Consider the following 18,697-nt stretch of genomic DNA (forward strand, 5'->3'; position numbering starts at 1 on the left):
TCCTGCCAGGGACAGGAGCCCGCGGCGGGACAGCCGGCCCTTTCCCGAACCGGGGGCTGCCGGCGGCGCGGGCATGGCGGCGGCTCCCGATGCCTTGGCTGGTTCCGGTGCGCCAGCTGATTCGGGGGCGCCGCCGTCGGGGGCCCGGCGAGGGTTGGCGCCGAAGGGGCAGCCGGTCACGGGGCTACTGCCGAAGTGAGCTTGGCCAGGGGCTCGCCCAGGGCATCAACCAGGGAGGCGAGCTGCTGCACCTGGTCCTGGCTGAGGTCGTTGTAGTAGGCGAAGCCTGCGCCGGTGGAATGCTGCTTGAGCCCGGCCTGCAAGGCAGCGAACTTGGCCTCGAGCGCTTCGGCCAGGTCCGGGTCCTTCTGCTGCAGCGCAGGCAACAGGCTCTCGAAGGCGGTCCGGGCTCCGTCAATGTTGGCCTGGAAGTCCCAGAGATCGGTGTGGGACCAGATTTCCTCCTCCCCGGTAACTTTGCCGGTGGCCACCTCGTCCAGGAGCTCCTTGGCGCCGTTGCCGATCTTGTCCGCGGAGAGTTCCACAGTGCGGGTCCGCTGGGCCAGGTCCTCGGTGTCGGCAACAAGCTGCGTGGCGATGGCGGCACGCTCCGCCGGTGCGAGGGGCGTGTAACCGGCCGGCGGGAACAGGTCCTTCTCGGCCCGGTGCCAGCCGGTCCATTCCTGGCCGGGTTCGAGGTCGGCTTCACGGGCATCGAGCTTGGGGTCCAGGTCCCCGAACGACTCGGCGACCGGCTCGATGCGCTCCCAGTGCATGCGCGTGGCGGCATAGAGCCCGCGGGCCTTCGTCGCATCCCCGGCTGCGTAAGCCGCCGCGAATGCCCTCGTGCCGGTAACCAGCTGATCCGTCTGATCCACGACGAAAGCGGAGTATTGCCGGGTGCCGGTGTCCAGCAGGCCCTGAAGGTGAGCGTCGACGGCGGGACTGCTCGTGACCTGGATGGGTCCGGCGGCGCCCGGGTCCTTTGGGGTGCCCATGCAGCCGGCCAGGGCCAGCGGAACGGTGGTTGCCGCGGCCAACAGGGCAAGCGTCTTCCGGACCCGTGGGGAGTTTTTGGGCAGGGGAATGCTGGGCATGGTGTTTCCTTGGATCGGTGGGGTGGATCGGTGGGGGTGGAGCCGTGCGGTGTGGGGGAATGGAGTCAGGGGTGCGGGACCGTGTGGGCTGCCCCGGCAACATCGCCGAGGCAGGCCCGACTTAGGTACACCTAAGTAAGGAGGATACCGATTCGCGGCGATTACGCAAACCTTTCGTACCCTAATTTGGATTAGGTAAGCCTAATCTAATAACATCGTTCGGGTGACCACGCAGCTTGATTTCATGCGGGTGCCCTTTGCTGCGGATCTTGCGAGCTACGGGGACAGCCCAGCCATCCTCACCGACACCCTGGCAATGACGTACCGGGAGCTGGCGGAGCGGGTCGATGCCTTCGCCCTCCGGCTTGGCACCACGCGGCGCCTCGTGGCGCTCGCCGCAGCCAACGACGTCGACTCTCTGGTGGTCTATCTGGCGGCCCTGGCCGGCGGCCACCCGCTGATCCTCCTGCCGGAGGACAAGCCGGCCGCCCTAGAATCGCTCGTTGCGGCCTACGACCCCGACGTCGTTGTCCAATCCGGCAACGGTCAGCTCCTGCTGGACGAACGCCGGACCGGCACCCGCCATGAGCTTCACCCGGACCTCGCGCTCCTGCTCAGCACGTCCGGATCCACGGGCTCGCCCAAGCTCGTGCGGCTCTCGCATGCGAACCTGCAGGCCAACGCCGAGTCGATTGCCCAGTACCTGAACATCGGGCCCGACGACCGTGCAGTGACGACCTTGCCGATGTCCTACTGTTACGGGCTGTCCGTGATCAACAGCCACCTGCTGCGTGGCGCCGGGCTGGTCCTGACCGGCCTTTCCGTGGTTGATCCGTGCTTCTGGGAGCTCTTCCGACGCCGGGGAGCCACGTCCTTCGCGGCCGTTCCGTACGCCTTTGAACTGCTGGAACGGGTCGGGTTTGCGGACATGGATCTGCCCGGCCTGCGCTACGTCACCCAGGCCGGGGGCCGGCTGGGGCCGGAATCGGTGCGGAAATACGCCGAACTCGGCCGCCGCAGCGGCTGGGAATTTTTCGTGATGTACGGCCAGACCGAAGCGACGGCACGGATGGCATACCTGCCTCCTGAACTGGCGGCCGAGATGCCGGGCGCGGTGGGTATCCCGGTGCCCGGCGGCTCGTTCCGGATCGACCCCGTGCCGGGGCTGGAACACGGCGAACTTGTCTACAGCGGCGCCAACGTCATGCTTGGCTATGCCGAATGCCCGGCGGACCTCGCAGCGGGCCGGACCGTTACGGAACTCCGCACCGGCGACCTTGCCCGGCGGCACCCGGCGGGCGTCTACGAAGTGGTGGGCCGGCGCAGCCGGTTCGTCAAGATCGTCGGGCTGCGCGTTGACCTGGGGCAGGTGGAGCGGCTCCTGGCGGACCTCGGTGTGCAGGCGGCCAGCGCCGGGACGGACGACGGCGTCGTCGTCGCCGTTGAAGGCGACCACGACGCGCACCTGCTGGGCAAGGTCCTCGCCCAGGGCATGGGGCTGCCGCGAGCCGCCCTCGAGGTCCACGCCGTCGAACATCTCCCGCGCCTGGCCACGGGCAAGCTCGACTACAGGGGCGTCCTGGCCCTGTCCGCGCCGAAACCAGGGCCAGCATCCGCCCCCGCGACGGAATCCGGCGCGCCGGACAATAATGCTCCGGACAGCGTTCGGAAGATTTTCCAGGACGTGCTGGAGTGCACCGACGTCGCGGACAGCGACACGTTCGTGTCCCTGGGCGGGGACTCACTGTCCTACGTGGCCGCATCAGTACGGCTGGAACAGGCGCTGGGCCATCTCCCGCCGGATTGGCACGTGACCCAGGTCCGGGCCCTGGTGCCGCCGCGAACTGCACCGGGCCGGAAGCACCGACGGTTCTTTGCGCCGGTCGAAACGAGCATCGTGCTGCGGGCCGTCGGGATCGTCCTGATCGTCAGCACGCACGTTGGGCTGTTCAGCTGGCAGGGTGCGGCCCACGTGCTCATGGCGGTGGCAGGCTACAACTTCGCGCGCTTCCAGCTCTCTGGGAAGCGGATCCCGCGGCTGCGGAGGCAGCTGTCCAGCGTGGCAAGAATCATCGTGCCGAGCATGGCGTTCATCGCGGTGGCCTTCCTGATCACCGACAACTACGCGCCCGCCAATATCGTGCTGCTCAACGCCGTCCTCGGGCCGGAGGGGGTGAGCACCCAGTGGCACTTCTGGTTCATCGAAATTCTCGTCTACCTGCTTCTCGCGGCGACGGCGCTTCTGGCCATTCCGTGGGCGGACCGGGCCGAGCGGCGGTTCCCGCTGCTCTTTCCGCTGGCGCTGACCGGCGTGGGGCTCCTGACCCGGTATGAGCTGGTCAACCCGGGCGTGCCGCACACGGCGCCCGCGCTCTGGCTCTTCGCATTGGGCTGGGCTATCGCACGGTCCCGGACCGTCGCACAGCGTTGCCTGGTCTCGGTCATTGCAGTCCTGACCATTCCAGGATTCTTCGAGAACCCCGGCCGGGAGGCCACGCTCCTCGCCGGGATCCTGCTGCTCATCTGGCTCCCCAGCATTCCGGTGCCGCAGGTCCTCCGCCGACTCATGGTGGTACTAGCCAGCGCCTCCCTCTACGCATACCTTGTCCACTGGGTGGTCTATCCGCCGCTGGCCGGGATCAGCCCCGCCTTGGCCGTGGCAGGCTCGCTGGCCGCGGGAGTGGCCTACTGGGCGCTCTGCCTGCGCTTGATGGGGGCGGTCAACCGCCGGCGGGCGGGCGCCGGCAACGATCCGGGCACGAATTCAGCACAACAGTAGGCGCCGACTGCTGTACCAGCGACACTGACGGCATGGTTTTCCGTCTGAAAGACAGCGGGCGACGCTCCACGATCCGTGCCACGGTTGGTGCATTGGTACTGACTGCCTCGCTATCGGGGTGCTCGTCCTCCACGGTGCCGATGAAGCCGCTGACCGTCACCCGCTGAAGTGGATTTTCCGCGCGACGGTCAGCAGGGGCTTACCCCCTGAGGTCCCGGTGAGGATCTTGAATCCCACACCGCGGCCCAGGCCCTGTTCGAATGCCAGGGTGAACCAGAGCTTGACGAAGTCATCGACGATGCCGACCTTGGAGCAGCTCCTGCTGGTCCTCAACGGCACACTGTCAACGGCCGCCGTGCTGGGGGCTGAAGGCCCGGCCAGGGGCGAGGACGCCGTCGATGTCTACCGGGAGGTGGGAGGGGCCGCGCAGGAACGGGCTCGGCCGGTACGGCGGCGGGTCCGAGACCAGCCGCGGGTTCTCCAGCCTGGTGGCGAATTCGGTGAGTGCGATCTGCGCTTCCAGCCGGGCCAGGGGCGCCCCGAAGCAAAGATGAACGCCGCCCCCAAAACCGAGGTGCTGGTTGTTGGCCCGGTCAGGGATGAAGAGCCCGGGGTCAGCGACGTGGGCGGGGTCGCGGTTGCCCGCAGCAAGGACCAGGGTGAGCGAGGCGCCGGCCGGAATGGTGGTGCCGGCGATGTCGATGTCGTCGAGGGCGGTGCGGAACGGGACGAAATGCACGGGCGGCTCGTAGCGGAGCAGCTCCTCGACCATCGGGATGGCCAGGCCGGGGTCAGCGCGCAGCCTCTGGAGCTCGGCCGGGTGACGGAGCAAGGTCAGTACGCCGTTGGAGATGAGGTTTACTGTGGTTTCATGTCCGGCGATGAGCAGGAGAAGCCCGGTGCTCACCAGTTGTTCGTCCGGCATGCGGCCCTCCGGGCCATCATCGGTGGCCATCGCTGAAAGCAGGTCAGTCCCCGGGGCCTGCCGGTGGGCGTCGACCAGCTCTTGCATGAACGCGCGCAGTTCCGTGCCGGCCTCAATCCTCTTCTTTTGCTGGGTTTCGGGATCGAGTCCGGGATCGGTGGACTGCAGGGCCAGGTCCACCCAGACCCGGAAGCGCTGTTCATCTCCGGGGGGCACACCGAGAAGTTCGCAGATCACCGTGACGGGCAGGGGATACGCCAGATCATCGACGACGTCGATCCGGCTGCGGTCCGCCATGTTGTCGACCAGAGCGGTGACAATTTCCGCCATCCGCGCCCCCATCCCGGCCACCCTGCCAGGCGTCGTGGGCGGCCCGAAGTGCCGCATGGTGATCCGCCGGAACTTGTCGTGATCCGGGGGATCCATGCTGAGGAAAGTCGGCGTCATGCCGGCGCCGTCCCCGTCCTCACCAATCGTGGCGCCCGCCGCGGCGGCAGCCGGGTTGCGGGTTATGTCGGAGCTGACCCGTGGATCGTGCAACAGGGCGGCGATCTCCGCGTAGGTGCTCACGAGATAGCTTCCGTCCGGAAGGCGTCTCACGGGGGTTTTGCGGAGTTCGTCGTAGAACGGGTAGGGGTTAGCCCGGTTGGTGTAGTCGAGGATCTGCTCCCAGGTGCTGGGCTCGGCCATGGCGAAGGCTCCTTGGGTCGTGGGCCGGTCGCTGCCGGTCTCCGGTGCGGCGCATTACGGGAGGCGGCGGTCAGTCAATCTGGCGCGCCGCTCATTGGGATAGTGGCCGGTCACGACGACGGTCGCATCCTGGGTGGGGCTGGCGGCAGGCTGGAACCCGGCCGGCACGGGCTGCGCGTCGTCCGGCTCGTCAATATGGTGGAAAGTCGGCGGGAAGGACGCCGCCTGGTCAATCAGCGGTTCATAGAAGTCAAGCCATTTGTTCTGGTTGAACGCCACTGCAGCCACGATGCGGCCCTTGTAGCCGTAAACGGCCAGGAACCGCCGGGATCCGACCGATCCTTGCACGATGGCGACCTCATCGGCGACCGAGGGCACGCCCACGCTCTTAATTTCGGTGCCGAACTGGACGGACCAGAATTTGGGCACAGCCAGGTGCGGCCACCGTGCCGTTTCGCCGCTGACCATGTTGTGCGCTGCAACCTCGGCCTGGGAGACCGCGTTGCCCCAGTGCTCGACGGCGAGGAACTGGTAGCCGAACATCGGCTGCGGGGCGCGGGATACGTCGCCGGCGACGAAGACGTCATCGGTGACCAGCCCGTTGACGTCGAAAGCCCGGCAGCCGGCGTCGCACGCGACACCCCACACGCCGCTCGCCAATCCGGAGCCTGCGAGCCAGTCACCGTTACGAACGGTCCCGAGCGCGGTGACCGCGATGTCCACGTCAAGTGTTGTGCCATCGGAGAGGCGGGCGCGGCGCAGCTGTCCGCCGGCATCGCCTTCCAGTGAAAGGACCCTGACGCCGCAGCGCAGATCCACGCCGTTCTCGATCTGCAGCTCTCCGGCAATTGCACCGATCACGCTGCCGAGCGCCGCGCCGAGCGGTGCCGGGCCTGCCTCCGCCACGGTGACCGGCAGGCCAAGTTCGCGGCACACCGAAGCGACTTCGCAGCCGATGAACCCGGCGCCAATGACCAGGACCCGGCGAGGGCGTGCGGCCAGGAGCTGCCGAAGCGTTGCCGCGTCCTCCCGGGTCCGCAAGGTCAGCACGCCTGCCAGGGCCGCCTCCGCCGCGTTTGGCCAGGACCGGGCCCGCACGCCAGTGGCGATCAACAACTTGTCGAATCCGATCCGGCCACCGTCGGCGAGATGCACCTGCCTGGCGGCGAGATCCAGACTCGTGGCCGCGACGCCCAGGCGCCAGTCGGCATCGATTCCCCGGCGGCGCGGCAGGGACGTGTCAGCGGACCGCACCGACCCGGCCAGGACCTGTTTCGACAGCGGCGGCCGGTCATACGGCTCGTGCGCTTCCTCACCAATGAGAGTCAGCGACCCCGTGAACCCTTCCTCGCGCAACCGCTCCGCCGCGCGCAGCCCGGTCAGTGACGTGCCCACGATGACAATCCTGCCGGATCGAAGGAAGGTGCCCCCGTTGCCCCCGGCGGCGGCGGCTTCCGGGGCTTCTTCGGGAGGCCGCGGCCTGTGCGGCTCCTCAAGCTGGTCGAGTCGGATGGCCTGGACGGGGCAGGCCGCGGCGGACCGCCGGATCCTCGTGCGCTGCGCCTCGTCAGGGTCCGGGTCGTAGGTAAGCGCCTCGTCCCCCTGGATCGTGAAGACCTCCGGGGCGAGGAAGGCGCATTGTGCGTAACCCTGACACTTAGTGAGATCGACGACGAGCCTCATGCCGAACTTCTCCCTGTTTGCTCAAGCCAATCGAGTCTAAGCCTCGCGGGCTGGCCACGGAAGAGGCCTGCGGCCGGGTACGACGAGGCTGCGGAGGGCCTCCAGAGCGGAGCGTGGGGGGTCTTGCGGCGGAAGCAGACCTTCGCCATGAGGCCGCGCTGGGGGCGGCGGCAGGAGTGCAGGTGACACTTAGCCATCGCTCCGGCCGGGTTGCCCCTCGGTGAGGGAACGTGAGCGCCGGGTGTCCTGTATCCAGCGTCCGGCGTGGCTGTAGGGTGGACGCCGATGACTCTTTCTGAAGAACTTCTTATGGCGTACGACCAGCAGCTCCGGACAGATGCCGAGACCCCCAGTGCAACCGGCGTTGAACGGCTGGGCCCGCTGCGGCTGGTGACGTTCGCCGGCGGCAGGGGTTTCGTGACGTATCAGGACCTCGATGGGGCCAATGCCCGGAGGATTGCGGGCTGGGTGGCCGAAGCGCTCGCGTTTTACCGCAGCGATCCCGCGATCGTGCGGGTCGAGTGGAAAACCCGCGGCCACGATCATGCACCCGGACTCCATGAGGCACTGCTCGACAACGGATTTGAGCCCGATGAGACCGAGTCGATCATGATTGGGGCGGCAAACGCGTTGAATGCGGACGTGCAGCTCCCGCCCGGCGTCAGCTTGCGGCGGGTGAGCGCAGAACGGGACATCCGCGCCATGAGCGCGATGCAGGACGAGGTTTTCGGCACCGACGTCTCCGACGGCAATGCCGACGCAATCCTGCGGCGCGTGGCTCTGGACGACGGTATGGAACTGTGGGTGGCCGAACACGAAGGACTGATCGTGAGCGCGGGCCGCCTCGAGCCGGTGCCGGGTACGGAATTTGCGGGCATCTGGGGCGGGGCGACGCGACCAGAATGGCGTGGCCAGGGTATCTACCGGGCCCTCACCGCGGCCCGGGCCCGGGCCGCGCTGGCGCTCGGGAAGAGACTCATCCACAGTGACTCGACAGAATATTCGCGACCGATCCTGGAACGCTATGGACTGCTGCGGGTCTCAACGACCACCCCGTACCGCTGGCGTCGCTGAGGGCCCAAGCGCACTCGTGCGGTACGTCCTAGCCCCCGGGATGGAAGGCCGCCGGCGGTCCGGGGAACGGTCCGCCCATGCCCTCAGAGGCGTCTTCGGCGCCGCTGCCGAGGAGGCTTCGGGTGAGCGCGGCGCTGTCGGCCATCAGGTCATCCACAGCCTTCTGAAGATGATGGTCCGCCACCGGCACGCCGTCCAATGCGCCGGCAACGACCGCACGGCGGACGAGTTCGCGTGCGAACGAGGCGGTGGTTCCTTCGGTGCGGGCGGCGGCGTCTTCAATCGAGCCCGGGCTGAGGGGAATACCGCGGGCATACAGTTTGATCAGCGCAACCCGCTCCGCCCGGGCAGGCATAGGAATTTCCACGGCCAGGTCCACACGGCCGGGACGCTGTGCCAAGGCGCGTTCCAACATGTCCACGCGGTTGGTGGTGAGGACGAACGCCACGTCGGCGTCGCTGGCCAAACCGTCCATGGCGTCCAGCACCTCGAATAGCAGCGGCTGTGGTCCGTGCCCGAAGCTGCGGTCCTCGGCGATGAGGTCGCAGTCCTCAAGGACCACGATGGAGGGCTGCAGCGCCCTGGCCATGGTGGCGGCTTCTGAGATCCTCGCGAGCGATCCTCCCGAAAGAAGGATTGCTGTGACACCTTCGCTACGGCTCAACAAATACCGTACCGTGTGGGTCTTGCCCGTCCCCGGCCTGCCGTAGAGCAGGACGCCGCGTTTGAGGTGCTGGCCGTACCTGATCAGAGACTCACGGTGCTCGGCGATACCTAAGGCGTGGTCCGACGCTTTCTCCAGCAGGCCATCCGGCAGGATGACATCCGACGCGGCAAGGACAGGCCGTGCATGGAACGTCACCCCGGCCGCGCTGGGACCATACTCGCCCATCACCAGGGAAATGACCTGTCCCTTGAGCACGCTGCGGTGCTGCATCCGATTGCGGAACTCCGAGAGGAAGCGTGCGGCCTTATCTGTAGCGCCGGCCAAAACCTCAAGGGAAGCTGACTGCCGGCCATACCGGGGGTTGGCGTCCCGCTGCAGCACGGCGATGGGACTGCCTCCATGGCTGAATAGCCAGAGCCCCAGTGCCACGGCCTGCCGTTGTTCGTCCGGACCGACAGCTAAGTTGGCGTAGTCCGGCTGGGACAGGGGGAACTGCGGATATAGCTGGGACTGCTGCAGCATGTCGCTCAGCGAGTGATGGTGGCGTTGGTCGCCGCCGCCGATGCCCACGAGCCGGAACTCAGGATCCTCTGCGGCGAGCTCTTCCATGAGGATGTCAGCGTCCACGAATCGGTGCGGCGGAATCTCCTCAACCACTACTGACACTGATTCGGCCCGGACCGCCAAATGCTCGGTGAGCGCAGTCAGCAGCTGGGTTCCCGGTTGCCCCCGACGCTGCCCGGACTGCGCAAGCTCCACGAGCCGCGCGAAATCGTCGATGAACTTCCCCAAAATTTCATCCATGGGCTGACCCTACCAGCGCCGCAAATCGGTGTGGCGCCCATGCTCTCCAGCAAGCGTCAGCCGGCGGTTGCGCTGACCGCCATGGTGCCGCCCTGGGGGTCCCTGATCACGGCGCTGCGATATCCCGGAGAGTCCATGGGCGCCATCAAGATGCTGCCACCCAGTGTTAGGGCCTGCCGGGCAATGGCGTCCGCGTCGCGGACGGCGAAATTGACGCTCCAATGCGGCGGGACCGCGACGCCGTCCGTGGCTGCCACCACCGCCACTACCCGGCCGGAGCGGAGCCACCGCGAGAAGGGGGCGTCCGGGACGGGTTCGAGTTCCCAGTCGAACATTGCACCGTAGAACGCCTGGGCCCGCCCGAGATCTGTGGTGTGCAGCGAGCTCATGGCCCAGGAATTCGGCTCATTGGCCAGCTGGGCGCCGTCGTTCCCTTCTGCCCGCCGCAGGCAGAACGGGATGCCGGTGGCATCGGCGAGCACAGCAATACGGTCATCCGGGCCGGCACCAAACGGCGCCAGGCGCTTGCCCCCCGCCCGTTCGGCACGAGCCAAGGCTTCCCCGACGTTTACGACACGCACGTGGGTGATCCACCCCGGCGGCGATTGCGGCGGCGCCTGTCCGATTCCGGCAACCAGCTGACCGCGGAGGCGCGCAGCGTAGTAGAAGCCGTCGAGCCCGGACGGCATCGGAATGGGGTCGTCGAAAGTCCACCCGAAGAGCGGACCGTAGAAGTCCTTGGCCGCCTGAGGGTCGGGCTGCCAGGTGTCGACCCAGCACGGAGCACCGACTGAGGAGGTATCCCGCGCTGTCATTGAAACCCTTTCTCCGGGGCCCGTTATGCCGCGAACATTGTTTCCCAGGACCGCGGAGTGGATCAAGACCCAACTGCGATTCCGCCGAGGCAAACTGCCGAACCTCCATGACCGAGGGGAAAACACCGTCGCTCGGGAAACCTGGCACCTGTGCGGTAGGCTCGCCAACATATTTCTGGCCAATTGGGGGAACCATGAATAAAGGAATGAAAACTGGAATTGCAGCCATGGCGCTCACGCCACTTCTCGCGCTGGGGCTGTCCGCCGCGTTCGGAACATCGAAATCCGGTCCTGCTGGCACGGCAATTGATGCCTCGGATCATCCCGAGTGCTACAACGAGGCCAGGCTGAACGATCCGAATGACTTCTGCTACCGAACGATGGGACCGTGGAACAGCACCCGGTCCTCGGACGAGGAAGTCCGGAGCATGATGTCCGTTGAGCGAATGGTGAGGGCCGGCAAGACCGTTCAGGAGATCCAGCGCTACTACCCGGAATACGCCCCGTCCACGAAATGACGGCCAGCGCACCGGCCGGTTGACCTCGCATCCCACATCTTTCCGGACTGTGGTCCCTACAAACACCGGGGGCCCTGGAGACGGTGAGCCGGACCAGGGGGATACCGGCCGGAATAACCGCATATTAATTGTTACTCTCTTTTCCTTTTGTACGGCAAATGCAATTGCTATTCTGAATTTGGTCAGGCAGAGGCTGCAAACTTCGTTGCGGGAGTTCCTATCTCATGGCCACCAGAGTCGTTGTCCCCGGCAGTGCCGTAGTCCAGTTCACGGCGTTGGCCTTTAGACCGGGCACGACATCCGGCCGGCCTGCTTCCTTGCGTGCCCCCGCTGTGGTGTCTGAGCTGATCGGGGCGCGATTACGCGGCCGGCACGCGGGACCAGAGCCTGAACCCGGGCTTCCCTAGACCAGCGCGGATGCGGCCCTGTGAAAACCAATCGGGGGTGGCCGCATCCGCGCTCACCAGCACCCATTGTTCAATGCCGCTCTTCTGGTTCAGAACATTGACCCGGGAGGCCGGTGTCGTCAGGTGCGCGCAGCGAGGATCTGCTCGCGCAGAATGTCCGCGTGGCCGCAGTGCTGGGCGAGTTCCCTGAGCATGTGCAGGTAGACCCACCGCAGCGGCAACGGGCCGCGCCGGTTGCCTCTGACAAGGTCGTCAAGGCCGAGGGAAGAGGCCTGACGGCGTGAGTCCCCACAGGCCTGGAGGTAGGCGGCCTGGAGGCCCGCGATGGTGTCGCCATCCGCCAGGATGAACGATTCGTCCGGGGTGGCCGGAATGCCGATCTCCGCCCGGGGCCGGCACGTGATGGCCTCGTCAAACCAGACCTTCTCCACGAAGGCGGCGTGCTTGACCAGCCCGAGGAGGGTGGTCCGCGACGGCACCAGCGAGGCCCGGGCCTCTTCTTCGGTGAGCCCGTCCAGGCAGGCGTGCAGGTCCGCACGATGCTCATCGAGGAATGCATCGAACTGGGTACGCAGGTCCGCGGCCAGTCTTGCCGGGTCCATGCTGGTGCGAGAGCTCATGGCCCCACATCCTATGGCGGAAAGGCCCGGGCCGGAAGCGGTGGGCCGGGCCTTTCCGCGGACGCGGTTAGTGGCCGCGGGCGATCCATTCCTCAACGTGCGGTGCTTCGGCGCCGATCGTTGTGGGATCCCCGTGGCCGGTCCGGACTGTCGTGTCGGCCGGGAGCGGCAGGAGCCGGGTCCGGATGGACTCGATGATGGTCGGGAAATCGCTGAAGGAACGGCCCGTCGCCCCGGGGCCACCCTGGAACAGCGTGTCCCCGCTGAACACTGTTTTTTCGCTGAGCACGGTGCCTTCGCTTTCGAGAAGGAAGCACACGGACCCGGGCGAGTGGCCGGGGGTGTGCAGTGCCACGAGCCTTGCCCCTGCGACGTCGAATGTGTCGCCGTCGGCAATGGCGTGGTCCGGCTCGGTGCCGGGGAACACCCGCTCCCACAGCATCCAGTCGGCCCGGTGCAGGTACACGGGCGCGTTCACGAGCATCCGGAGGGCTCCGACGGCGCCGATGTGGTCATCGTGGCCGTGCGTGAGCAGGATTGCCGTGACCTTCCTGCCCGAGACGGCCGCGGCCACGGCAGCGGGATCGTGGGCCGGGTCGATGATCACGCATTCGGCGTCATCCCCGAGGACCCATACGTTGTTCTCAACATCCCAGGTCCCGCCGTCGAGCGAGAACGTCCCGGAGGTCACCAGCCGGTCGATCCGGAAGCTCTCTGAGCCGGCGTTCACAGTTCCACCACCGAGCGCAGCACAGCGCCGGCGTGCATCTTCGTGAAGGCTTCCTCGATCTGGTCGATCGTGATCCGCTCCGTCACGAAGGCGTCCAGGTCCAGCTTGCCCTGCCGGTAGAGGCTGATGAGCGTGGGGAAGTCACGCGAAGGCAGGCAGTCGCCGTACCAGGAGGACTTCAGCGAGCCGCCGCGGCCGAACACATCCAGCAGCGGCAGTTCCAGGGTCATCTCGGGGCTCGGCACACCCACCAGGACCACCGTGCCGGCGAGGTCCCGGGCGTAGAAGGCCTGCTTGTACGTTTCCGGGCGGCCGACGGCGTCGATCACCACATCGGCACCGAAACCGCCGGTCAGTTCGCGGATCGCTTCGACGGGGTCGACGGCCGAGGAGTCCACCGTGTGGGTGGCGCCGAGCTCCGTGGCACGCTGGAGCTTCTTGGCGTCGATGTCGACGGCGATCACGGTGGTGGCGCCGGCGAGCGCTGCGCCGGCGACGGCTGCCACGCCCACCCCGCCGCAGCCGATCACGGCGACAGAATCGCCGCGCTGGACGTTTCCGGTATTGATCGCCGCGCCGATGCCTGCCATGACGCCGCACCCGAGCAGGCCGACGGCGGCGGGATCGGCGTCGTCGTCCACCTTGGTGCACTGGCCGGCGGCCACGAGGGTCTTTTCGGCGAAGGCGCCGATGCCCAGCGCGGCCGTCAGTTCCGTGCCGTCCTCCAGCGTCATCTTCTGGGTGGCGTTGTGGGTATTGAAGCAGTACTGCGGCTGGCCCCGGCGGCAGGCGCGGCACTCGCCGCAGACGGCCCGCCAGTTCAGCACCACGCGGTCCCCGGGGGCAACCTCGGTGACATCCGGTCCCACGGCACTGACAACGCCGGTGGCCTCGTGGCCGAGCAGGAAGGGGAAGTCGTCGTTGATGGCACCCTGCTTGTAGTGCAGATCGGTGTGGCAGACACCGCAGGTGAGGATGTCCACGAGGGCCTCGCCGGGGCCCGGGTCCGGCACCAGGATCGTCTCCAGGGTGACGTCGGCATTTTTGGAACGGACTACTGCGGCTTTGACTTTATGGACCATGAAACAAGCTCCTTTGTTCTGGAACGCGGATTGCTGGCACAACTTACTGGTTACTGGCCCAACGGGCGGCGGCGCGGCCCTTGGGAGGCCGCGCCGTCGTGGTTTGGTGGTGTCCTTGGATGCAGGAAGGGCCTAGGCGGCGAGCCGGCTCTTGACCTCAGCTGCGGAGGGGTTGGTGGCGGCGGTGCCGTCGGGGAACAGCACGGTGGGGACGGTGCGGTTGCCTCCGTTGAGCTGCTCGACGAGATCGGCCGTGCCTTCGACTTCCTCGATGTTGATCTCGGTGTACCCGATGCCCTGTGCGTCCAGCTGCTTCTTCAGCCGGTTGCAGTAGCCGCACCACGTGGTCGAAAACATGGTGATGGTGCCGGATTCGGGGGTGAAGTCCACGAAGTTCTCCTCAAGTAAGTCGTGGGGCCGGCGTATAGGGCCGGCCCCACTGAAGTCGTACGTCACTGCCAACAACCGTACCCCGCAGCCCGCTATTCCCGCAGAGAGCGCTGCCCCCCACGCCGCCGTCGGACGCGAATTCGCGGTAAAGATGCGAAGTCGCCGGAAAGTTCCGGCGAGTTCGCACGTTTCCGGCGACCTCGGCGGGCTCAGGATGGTCTTCCTGGGCGGATGACATGGGATGGGTGCGGTGGCATGCTGGTGCCATGTGTGGACGCTACGTGATGGCCCGGGCCGTCGGAGACCTGCTGGCCGAATTCGATTCCGGGCTGGAGGATGAGATCGCGATTCCGCCGTCGTGGAACGTGGCCCCGACGGCGGATGTGCCGATCCTGCTCGAACGGCTGGTGGAGGGAGAACCGGTCCGCCAACTGCACATTGCGCGGTGGGGCCTGGTGCCGTCCTGGGCCAAGGACCCGGGCATCGGGTCCAAGATGATCAATGCCCGCAGCGAGACCGTTCTGGAGAAACCCGCCTTCCGGAAAGCGACCCGCGCCCGTCGCTGCGCCGTCCCGGCGGACGGCTACTACGAGTGGAAGGGTGAGGGCCGCACCAAGCAGCCCTACTACGTCCATCCCAAGGACGGACGCCCCATTGTCTTCGCGGGACTCTATGAATGGTGGCGGGACCCGTCCAAGGAAGAGGGCGACCCGGAGCGCTGGATGCTCTCGACCTCGATCATGACCACCGACTCGCCGCCGGAGGGCTACGCCGGGGGAATGCTGGCCGAGCTGACCGCGCTGCATGACAGGGTTCCGCTGCCCATGAACCGCGAGACCATGCAGACGTGGCTGGACCCGCAGGCCGATGACGCGGCCGGGCTCGTGGATCTGGTCCGGGCCGGGGCGCACGACGTCGCGGAAGGCTGGACGATCGACGCCGTCGGAACCGCCGTCGGGAACGTCAGGAATGACTCACCGGAACTCATCCAGCCGGTGGGGAGCCTGTTCTAGCGGGTGGGCCGCCCTGTCAAGCTGCCGGCCGGCTGCCAAGGCGTGGGGCGTTGGTCACCTGAGGTCAGAGCGTTACTTTGCCGTCGCCGTCGACCGACCAGTCGGGGTTGAAGGCGACCTCCCAGCGGTACCCGTCGGGATCGGCGAAGTAGCCGGTGTAGCCGCCCCAGGGCTGGGTCTTCGGTACCGCAACGATGCGGGCTCCCGCGGTCCCGGCTTCGGCCATCACCCGGTCGACGTCCGCCGTGCCGGCCAGGTTGTGGCTGAGCGTGATGCACGCAATGCCGGCAGGGGGATCGGTGGCCGCCTCGGACTGCATTTGACCCGCGTCCCAGAGCGAGAGGATGAGGCCGTGGTTGACCTGGATGAAGAGCACCTCCCCGGGGACTTCCCGGTGGACCGGCCATCCGAGGCCATCGACGTAGAAGCGGCGTGATGCGTCAACACTGCGGACACCTAGCGATATGAAGTCGACTCGTGGCTGCATCTTTCGATACTGTCATGCACATGCCCACAAATCACGCAGACGACAAGGCCGCCCAGGCCGACCGCGAACAGCTCGCCGCCGTGCGGGTGGCTGTTGACGAGGTGGACGAGCAGATCGTGTCCTTGATCGGGCGCCGGGAACGGCTGATCCGGATCGCCGGGACCCTCAAGGCGGACAGCGCCGAGGTCCGTGCGCCCGGGCGTGTGGAGCGGGTCATCGAACACGTCCGCGCCACAGCGGAAAAGAAGGACATCGACGTCGAGCTTGTCGAGAAGACCTACCGGGCGATGATCGATGCCTTCATCACGCTCGAGCTGGAAGTGTACAAGTCCAGCTCCTAGAAGGTGCCTAGAGGGCTTCTTCGACAGGCACGTTGGCCTGGTAGTCCCGGCCGTCACAATCGCTGAAGGCCGTCATGAGATGGCCCTTGGGCAGGCCAAGCACAGTCGCGATGGGGAAGTTTCCCGTGATGGTGTTTCCTGAGTGTTCCACGCCTTTGAGGTCGAAGTTCTCTTCCGTGCCGTCATGGTTGAAGTAGTAGAAGGACACGGCCTCGCCGTTCATGAACTCAATGCCCAGTCTGCGCTGATGGGAGTAGTCCGGCCCGGCTGCCAGCAGGCCCACCACATAGGCGCCTTGCCCCGGGATATTTCCGTCTATATCGAAGGTCGCCACCAAGGTTGAATTCTTGGCGGCGATCTTTACGTGCTTCAGGAGTGCGATATGGGAGCTCATGGCTCAATCCTGCTACCTGTGCAATCGTCCGTCCACCCCCGATCTGGGTTTTGTCGGCTCCGCGACGTAGACTGTATTTATTCGAAGATATGTTCGAATAAATACAGGGCGTGAAACAGAGGGCGTTGAAGTAGAGGGCGTTGAACACAAGGCGCCGGAAGCGGAATGGACGTAGGAAGTCGAAGCGGGGACTGGGCCGGCTCCAGCCCGGACTGGGTCGGGAGGCAACGTGGGTATTTTCAGCGAGTCCGTGGATGTCATCTGCACGCCCTCCGGCCAGCCCCTGCGCCTCGACTGGGCCGGCCGGCGCTACACGGTCTGCGCTGACCCCGTCCGCTGGTACGAACGCCGCCAGTGGTGGGCCGAGGAACGCCGGGCGCCACTCGGAAGCGGGCCGGGCCTGGTGGATCATGAGATCTGGCGGGTCCAGGTGCGTGCGGCCGGGGATCACGCCGCGGATTCCACCCTCACCCTTGACCTGACCCGGCATGTCGGCAGCGGCCGGTGGCGGCTCCTGAAGATCCACGACGCCCTCCAGCCTCTCCGGAAGCCCGAATCAGCATGAGCTTTACCCACCTGCACGTCTCCACCGCGTTCAGCGCCCACTATGGCGTCTCCTGGCCGGATGAACTTGCCGCCGCGGCCGCCGCTGACGGCGCCACCGCGCTGGCCTGCACGGACCGAGACGGCCTGTATGGAACCGTCAAGCACCTGAAGGCGTGCATGGCAGCCGGGCTGGATGCAATCGTCGGGGTGGACCTTGCGGTCTTTGACGACGACGGCGACCACCGCACCCAGCTCGGGGGACGCGTCGTCGTGCTGGCTCACGGACACAACAACGGTGCCGGCTACCGGGCCCTGTGCCGGCTGATCTCCGACGCCCACGCCCGCACCACGGGCAAGGCGCAGGGAATAGTGCCGGTGGCCGTCACCCGGGCGGAACTGGCCTCCCGCACCCTGCACCCGGACACCCTGAAGCCGGTCCTGACAGTGCTGATCGGCCCGGACTCCGACGTCGGCCGGGCCATGGGTGGCCGGCGCTACCTGCGGCCCCGCACCCTGTTCAAAAGCTGGCTGGACGCCATGCCCCCCGGAACGCTGGCGGCAGAGGTTGTGTCCCAGCTCAGCCCGCCCGGGGAACCGCTGAGCACCGCCCACGCGGTGCGCATGCTCAAACTCGCCGCAGAACACGGGGTGCCTGCCGTGCTGAGCAACGCCGTGCGGTACGTGGCTGAGGACGGCGCGGCCACTGCCGATGTGCTGGACTCGGCCCGGACGCTGAAATCCCTCCCCGAGCTCTCCGCCGCCCCCCTGCTGCAGCCCAACGGGCAGGGCTGGCTCAAATCGGCGGCCCGGATGCTGCAGCTGGGCAAGGAGATTATCCACGCCGCCGGCTACGGCACAGCGGACCTCAAACGGCTCCTGGCCCAGACCGAGGCGCTCGCGGACCGCTGCCGCATGGATCCGGAAGCTGACATGGGCTGGAAACAGCCCGTGGTCCCGGAGGCATCCGTGATCGGGATCGACGGCGACGCGCTCGCCGAACTGACCCTGCGGTGTGAGGCCGGCATCGGCCGCCGCTTCCCGGGCATTTCCGGGCAGCGGGAACAGCAGCTGCGTGCCAGGCTGGAGCACGAGCTCCGGATCATCGACTCGCTGGGCTTCGCCTCGTACTTCCTGACCGTCGCAGAGGTCTCCCGGATGATCCTGGCCCTGGGCGTCCGGGCGGCCGCGCGCGGTTCGGGCGCCTCCAGCCTGGTCAACTACCTGATCGACATCAGCCAGGTGAACCCGCTCCAGCACGACCTCATCTTTGAACGCTTCCTCTCCCGCGACCGTGCCACCCTGCCGGACATCGACATCGACGTCGAAAGCGCCGAACGGCACAACGTCTACCGGAAGATCTTTGAGCGCTTCGGCGCCGAACGCGTCACGCTGATGAGCATGCAGAACGGTTACCGCGCTCGCGGTGCCGTGCGCGACGCCGGCCTGGCCCTGGGCATGGACGACGGCGAGGTCGGGGAAATCGCCAAGCAGCTGTGGCGGTTCTCGGCCCGGCACTTCCGCGAAGCCCTCGTGGAGAAACCCGAGCTGAAGGAATTCGCGGACCGGGTGGAGCAACGCGGCTTCTCCGAGAACCAGCAGCTGGACCTGCTGGTGGACCTCACGGAGCGGCTGGAC

Annotated in this window: 19 protein-coding genes and 1 pseudogene; 7 read left to right on the forward strand and 13 right to left on the reverse strand. The window is 66.9% G+C overall.

The window, feature by feature from the left end; translation table 11 throughout:
* Both Y706_RS29830 and efeO read right to left on the reverse strand, forming a co-directional pair.
* Positions 1 to 180 (reverse strand): annotated as a pseudogene (locus Y706_RS29830) (deferrochelatase/peroxidase EfeB); the annotation flags it as partial.
* A complete protein-coding gene (gene efeO, locus Y706_RS0116940; RefSeq protein WP_156945179.1) occupies positions 177 to 1,097 on the reverse strand; it encodes an iron uptake system protein EfeO in 921 nt (306 codons plus the stop codon). The pseudogene Y706_RS29830 and the gene efeO, both read right to left, overlap by 4 nt.
* Positions 1,098 to 1,320: 223 nt before the next feature.
* Between efeO and Y706_RS0116945 the strand changes: the two genes are divergently transcribed.
* Positions 1,321 to 3,876: an AMP-binding protein gene (locus Y706_RS0116945; RefSeq protein ID WP_028277536.1), complete on the forward strand. Its 2,556-nt coding sequence runs from the start codon at positions 1,321 to 1,323 to the stop codon at positions 3,874 to 3,876.
* 156 nt (positions 3,877 to 4,032) lie between these two features.
* Here Y706_RS0116945 and Y706_RS28930 read toward each other — a convergent pair whose 3' ends face one another.
* Genes Y706_RS28930 through Y706_RS0116960 form a run of 3 tightly spaced genes read right to left on the reverse strand, consistent with a single transcriptional unit; the run spans position 4,033 to position 7,174 of the window.
* A complete protein-coding gene (locus tag Y706_RS28930) occupies positions 4,033 to 4,209 on the reverse strand; it encodes a hypothetical protein (protein WP_156945181.1) in 177 nt (58 codons plus the stop codon).
* A 10-nt stretch (positions 4,210 to 4,219) separates the two neighbouring features.
* Complete coding sequence (locus Y706_RS0116955; protein WP_028277537.1) at positions 4,220 to 5,491, reverse strand: cytochrome P450; 1,272 nt, start codon at positions 5,489 to 5,491, stop codon at positions 4,220 to 4,222.
* Between the two features lie 54 nt (positions 5,492 to 5,545).
* Positions 5,546 to 7,174 (reverse strand): FAD-dependent oxidoreductase, encoded by a 1,629-nt coding sequence (locus Y706_RS0116960; protein WP_028277538.1) that lies wholly within the window; start codon positions 7,172 to 7,174, stop codon positions 5,546 to 5,548.
* Positions 7,175 to 7,483: 309 nt separating this feature from the next.
* On the opposite strand from Y706_RS0116960, the gene Y706_RS0116965 reads away from it, so the two are divergent.
* Positions 7,484 to 8,248, forward strand: a complete 765-nt coding sequence (locus tag Y706_RS0116965; protein ID WP_253906821.1) for a GNAT family N-acetyltransferase — start codon at positions 7,484 to 7,486, stop codon at positions 8,246 to 8,248.
* A 28-nt stretch (positions 8,249 to 8,276) separates the two neighbouring features.
* On the opposite strand, the gene Y706_RS0116970 is transcribed toward Y706_RS0116965, so the two are convergent.
* Together Y706_RS0116970 and Y706_RS0116975 are read right to left on the reverse strand one after the other, a co-directional pair.
* On the reverse strand, positions 8,277 to 9,719 hold the full coding sequence (locus tag Y706_RS0116970; protein ID WP_043436363.1) for an AAA family ATPase: 1,443 nt from the start codon (positions 9,717 to 9,719) through the stop codon (positions 8,277 to 8,279).
* Positions 9,720 to 9,775: 56 nt separating this feature from the next.
* Positions 9,776 to 10,534 (reverse strand): VOC family protein, encoded by a 759-nt coding sequence (locus Y706_RS0116975; RefSeq protein WP_028277541.1) that lies wholly within the window; start codon positions 10,532 to 10,534, stop codon positions 9,776 to 9,778.
* 206 nt (positions 10,535 to 10,740) lie between these two features.
* Here Y706_RS0116975 and Y706_RS0116980 point away from each other — a divergent pair, with 206 nt between their 5' ends.
* Positions 10,741 to 11,052 carry a hypothetical protein gene (locus Y706_RS0116980; RefSeq protein ID WP_156945182.1) on the forward strand — a complete coding sequence of 104 codons (312 nt, stop codon included), beginning with the start codon at positions 10,741 to 10,743 and terminating at the stop codon, positions 11,050 to 11,052.
* 526 nt (positions 11,053 to 11,578) lie between these two features.
* Here Y706_RS0116980 and Y706_RS0116985 read toward each other — a convergent pair.
* From Y706_RS0116985 to Y706_RS0117000, 4 genes are all read right to left on the reverse strand, one after another.
* Positions 11,579 to 12,079: a DinB family protein gene (locus Y706_RS0116985; RefSeq protein ID WP_043436364.1), complete on the reverse strand. Its 501-nt coding sequence runs from the start codon at positions 12,077 to 12,079 to the stop codon at positions 11,579 to 11,581.
* Positions 12,080 to 12,146: 67 nt separating this feature from the next.
* Positions 12,147 to 12,809, reverse strand: coding sequence for an MBL fold metallo-hydrolase (locus Y706_RS0116990; RefSeq protein ID WP_028277544.1), 663 nt, complete (start codon positions 12,807 to 12,809; stop codon positions 12,147 to 12,149).
* Positions 12,806 to 13,891 carry an S-(hydroxymethyl)mycothiol dehydrogenase gene (locus tag Y706_RS0116995; RefSeq protein ID WP_028277545.1) on the reverse strand — a complete coding sequence of 362 codons (1,086 nt, stop codon included), beginning with the start codon at positions 13,889 to 13,891 and terminating at the stop codon, positions 12,806 to 12,808. Before Y706_RS0116995 ends, Y706_RS0116990 begins: the two co-directional genes overlap by 4 nt.
* A 132-nt stretch (positions 13,892 to 14,023) precedes the next feature.
* A complete protein-coding gene (locus Y706_RS0117000) occupies positions 14,024 to 14,281 on the reverse strand; it encodes a mycoredoxin (RefSeq protein WP_011692168.1) in 258 nt (85 codons plus the stop codon).
* A gap of 266 nt (positions 14,282 to 14,547) precedes the next feature.
* Between Y706_RS0117000 and Y706_RS0117005 the strand changes: the two genes are divergently transcribed.
* A complete protein-coding gene (locus Y706_RS0117005) occupies positions 14,548 to 15,294 on the forward strand; it encodes an SOS response-associated peptidase (protein WP_084476213.1) in 747 nt (248 codons plus the stop codon).
* A gap of 64 nt (positions 15,295 to 15,358) precedes the next feature.
* Here Y706_RS0117005 and Y706_RS0117010 read toward each other — a convergent pair whose 3' ends face one another.
* Entirely contained in the window at positions 15,359 to 15,781 is a 423-nt protein-coding gene (locus Y706_RS0117010; RefSeq protein ID WP_028277547.1) for a VOC family protein, read from the reverse strand.
* A gap of 14 nt (positions 15,782 to 15,795) precedes the next feature.
* Here Y706_RS0117010 and Y706_RS0117015 point away from each other — a divergent pair, with 14 nt between their 5' ends.
* Positions 15,796 to 16,122 carry a chorismate mutase gene (locus Y706_RS0117015; protein ID WP_028277548.1) on the forward strand — a complete coding sequence of 109 codons (327 nt, stop codon included), beginning with the start codon at positions 15,796 to 15,798 and terminating at the stop codon, positions 16,120 to 16,122.
* Between the two features lie 7 nt (positions 16,123 to 16,129).
* Here Y706_RS0117015 and Y706_RS0117020 read toward each other — a convergent pair whose 3' ends face one another.
* A complete protein-coding gene (locus Y706_RS0117020) occupies positions 16,130 to 16,516 on the reverse strand; it encodes a hypothetical protein (protein WP_018773194.1) in 387 nt (128 codons plus the stop codon).
* 229 nt (positions 16,517 to 16,745) lie between these two features.
* Here Y706_RS0117020 and Y706_RS0117025 point away from each other — a divergent pair, with 229 nt between their 5' ends.
* Together Y706_RS0117025 and Y706_RS26110 are read left to right on the forward strand one after the other, a co-directional pair.
* Entirely contained in the window at positions 16,746 to 17,081 is a 336-nt protein-coding gene (locus Y706_RS0117025) for a DUF6504 family protein (protein ID WP_028277549.1), read from the forward strand.
* Positions 17,078 to 18,697: PHP domain-containing protein (locus Y706_RS26110; protein WP_043436365.1), on the forward strand; the 1,620-nt coding region annotated here is incomplete at its 3' end. The genes Y706_RS0117025 and Y706_RS26110, both read left to right, overlap by 4 nt.

Source organism: Arthrobacter sp. I3 (assembly GCF_000520575.1).
Classification (GTDB): Bacteria; Actinomycetota; Actinomycetes; order Actinomycetales; family Micrococcaceae; genus Arthrobacter; species Arthrobacter humicola_A.

What these genes read in the sequence shown, in the direction of transcription:
- efeO (WP_156945179.1), bottom strand. Translation starts at nt 1,097, where the DNA reads ATGCCCAGCATTCCCCTGCCCAAAAACTCCCCACGGGTCCGGAAGACG.
- Y706_RS0116955 (WP_028277537.1), bottom strand. Translation starts at nt 5,491, where the DNA reads ATGGCCGAGCCCAGCACCTGGGAGCAGATCCTCGACTACACCAACCGG.
- Y706_RS0116960 (WP_028277538.1), bottom strand. Translation starts at nt 7,174, where the DNA reads ATGAGGCTCGTCGTCGATCTCACTAAGTGTCAGGGTTACGCACAATGC.
- Y706_RS0116965 (WP_253906821.1), top strand. Translation starts at nt 7,484, where the DNA reads ATGGCGTACGACCAGCAGCTCCGGACAGATGCCGAGACCCCCAGTGCA.
- Y706_RS0116970 (WP_043436363.1), bottom strand. Translation starts at nt 9,719, where the DNA reads ATGGATGAAATTTTGGGGAAGTTCATCGACGATTTCGCGCGGCTCGTG.
- Y706_RS0116975 (WP_028277541.1), bottom strand. Translation starts at nt 10,534, where the DNA reads ATGACAGCGCGGGATACCTCCTCAGTCGGTGCTCCGTGCTGGGTCGAC.
- Y706_RS0116980 (WP_156945182.1), top strand. Translation starts at nt 10,741, where the DNA reads ATGAAAACTGGAATTGCAGCCATGGCGCTCACGCCACTTCTCGCGCTG.
- Y706_RS0116985 (WP_043436364.1), bottom strand. Translation starts at nt 12,079, where the DNA reads ATGAGCTCTCGCACCAGCATGGACCCGGCAAGACTGGCCGCGGACCTG.
- Y706_RS0116995 (WP_028277545.1), bottom strand. Translation starts at nt 13,891, where the DNA reads ATGGTCCATAAAGTCAAAGCCGCAGTAGTCCGTTCCAAAAATGCCGAC.
- Y706_RS0117005 (WP_084476213.1), top strand. Translation starts at nt 14,548, where the DNA reads ATGTGTGGACGCTACGTGATGGCCCGGGCCGTCGGAGACCTGCTGGCC.
- Y706_RS0117010 (WP_028277547.1), bottom strand. Translation starts at nt 15,781, where the DNA reads ATGCAGCCACGAGTCGACTTCATATCGCTAGGTGTCCGCAGTGTTGAC.
- Y706_RS0117015 (WP_028277548.1), top strand. Translation starts at nt 15,796, where the DNA reads ATGCACATGCCCACAAATCACGCAGACGACAAGGCCGCCCAGGCCGAC.
- Y706_RS0117020 (WP_018773194.1), bottom strand. Translation starts at nt 16,516, where the DNA reads ATGAGCTCCCATATCGCACTCCTGAAGCACGTAAAGATCGCCGCCAAG.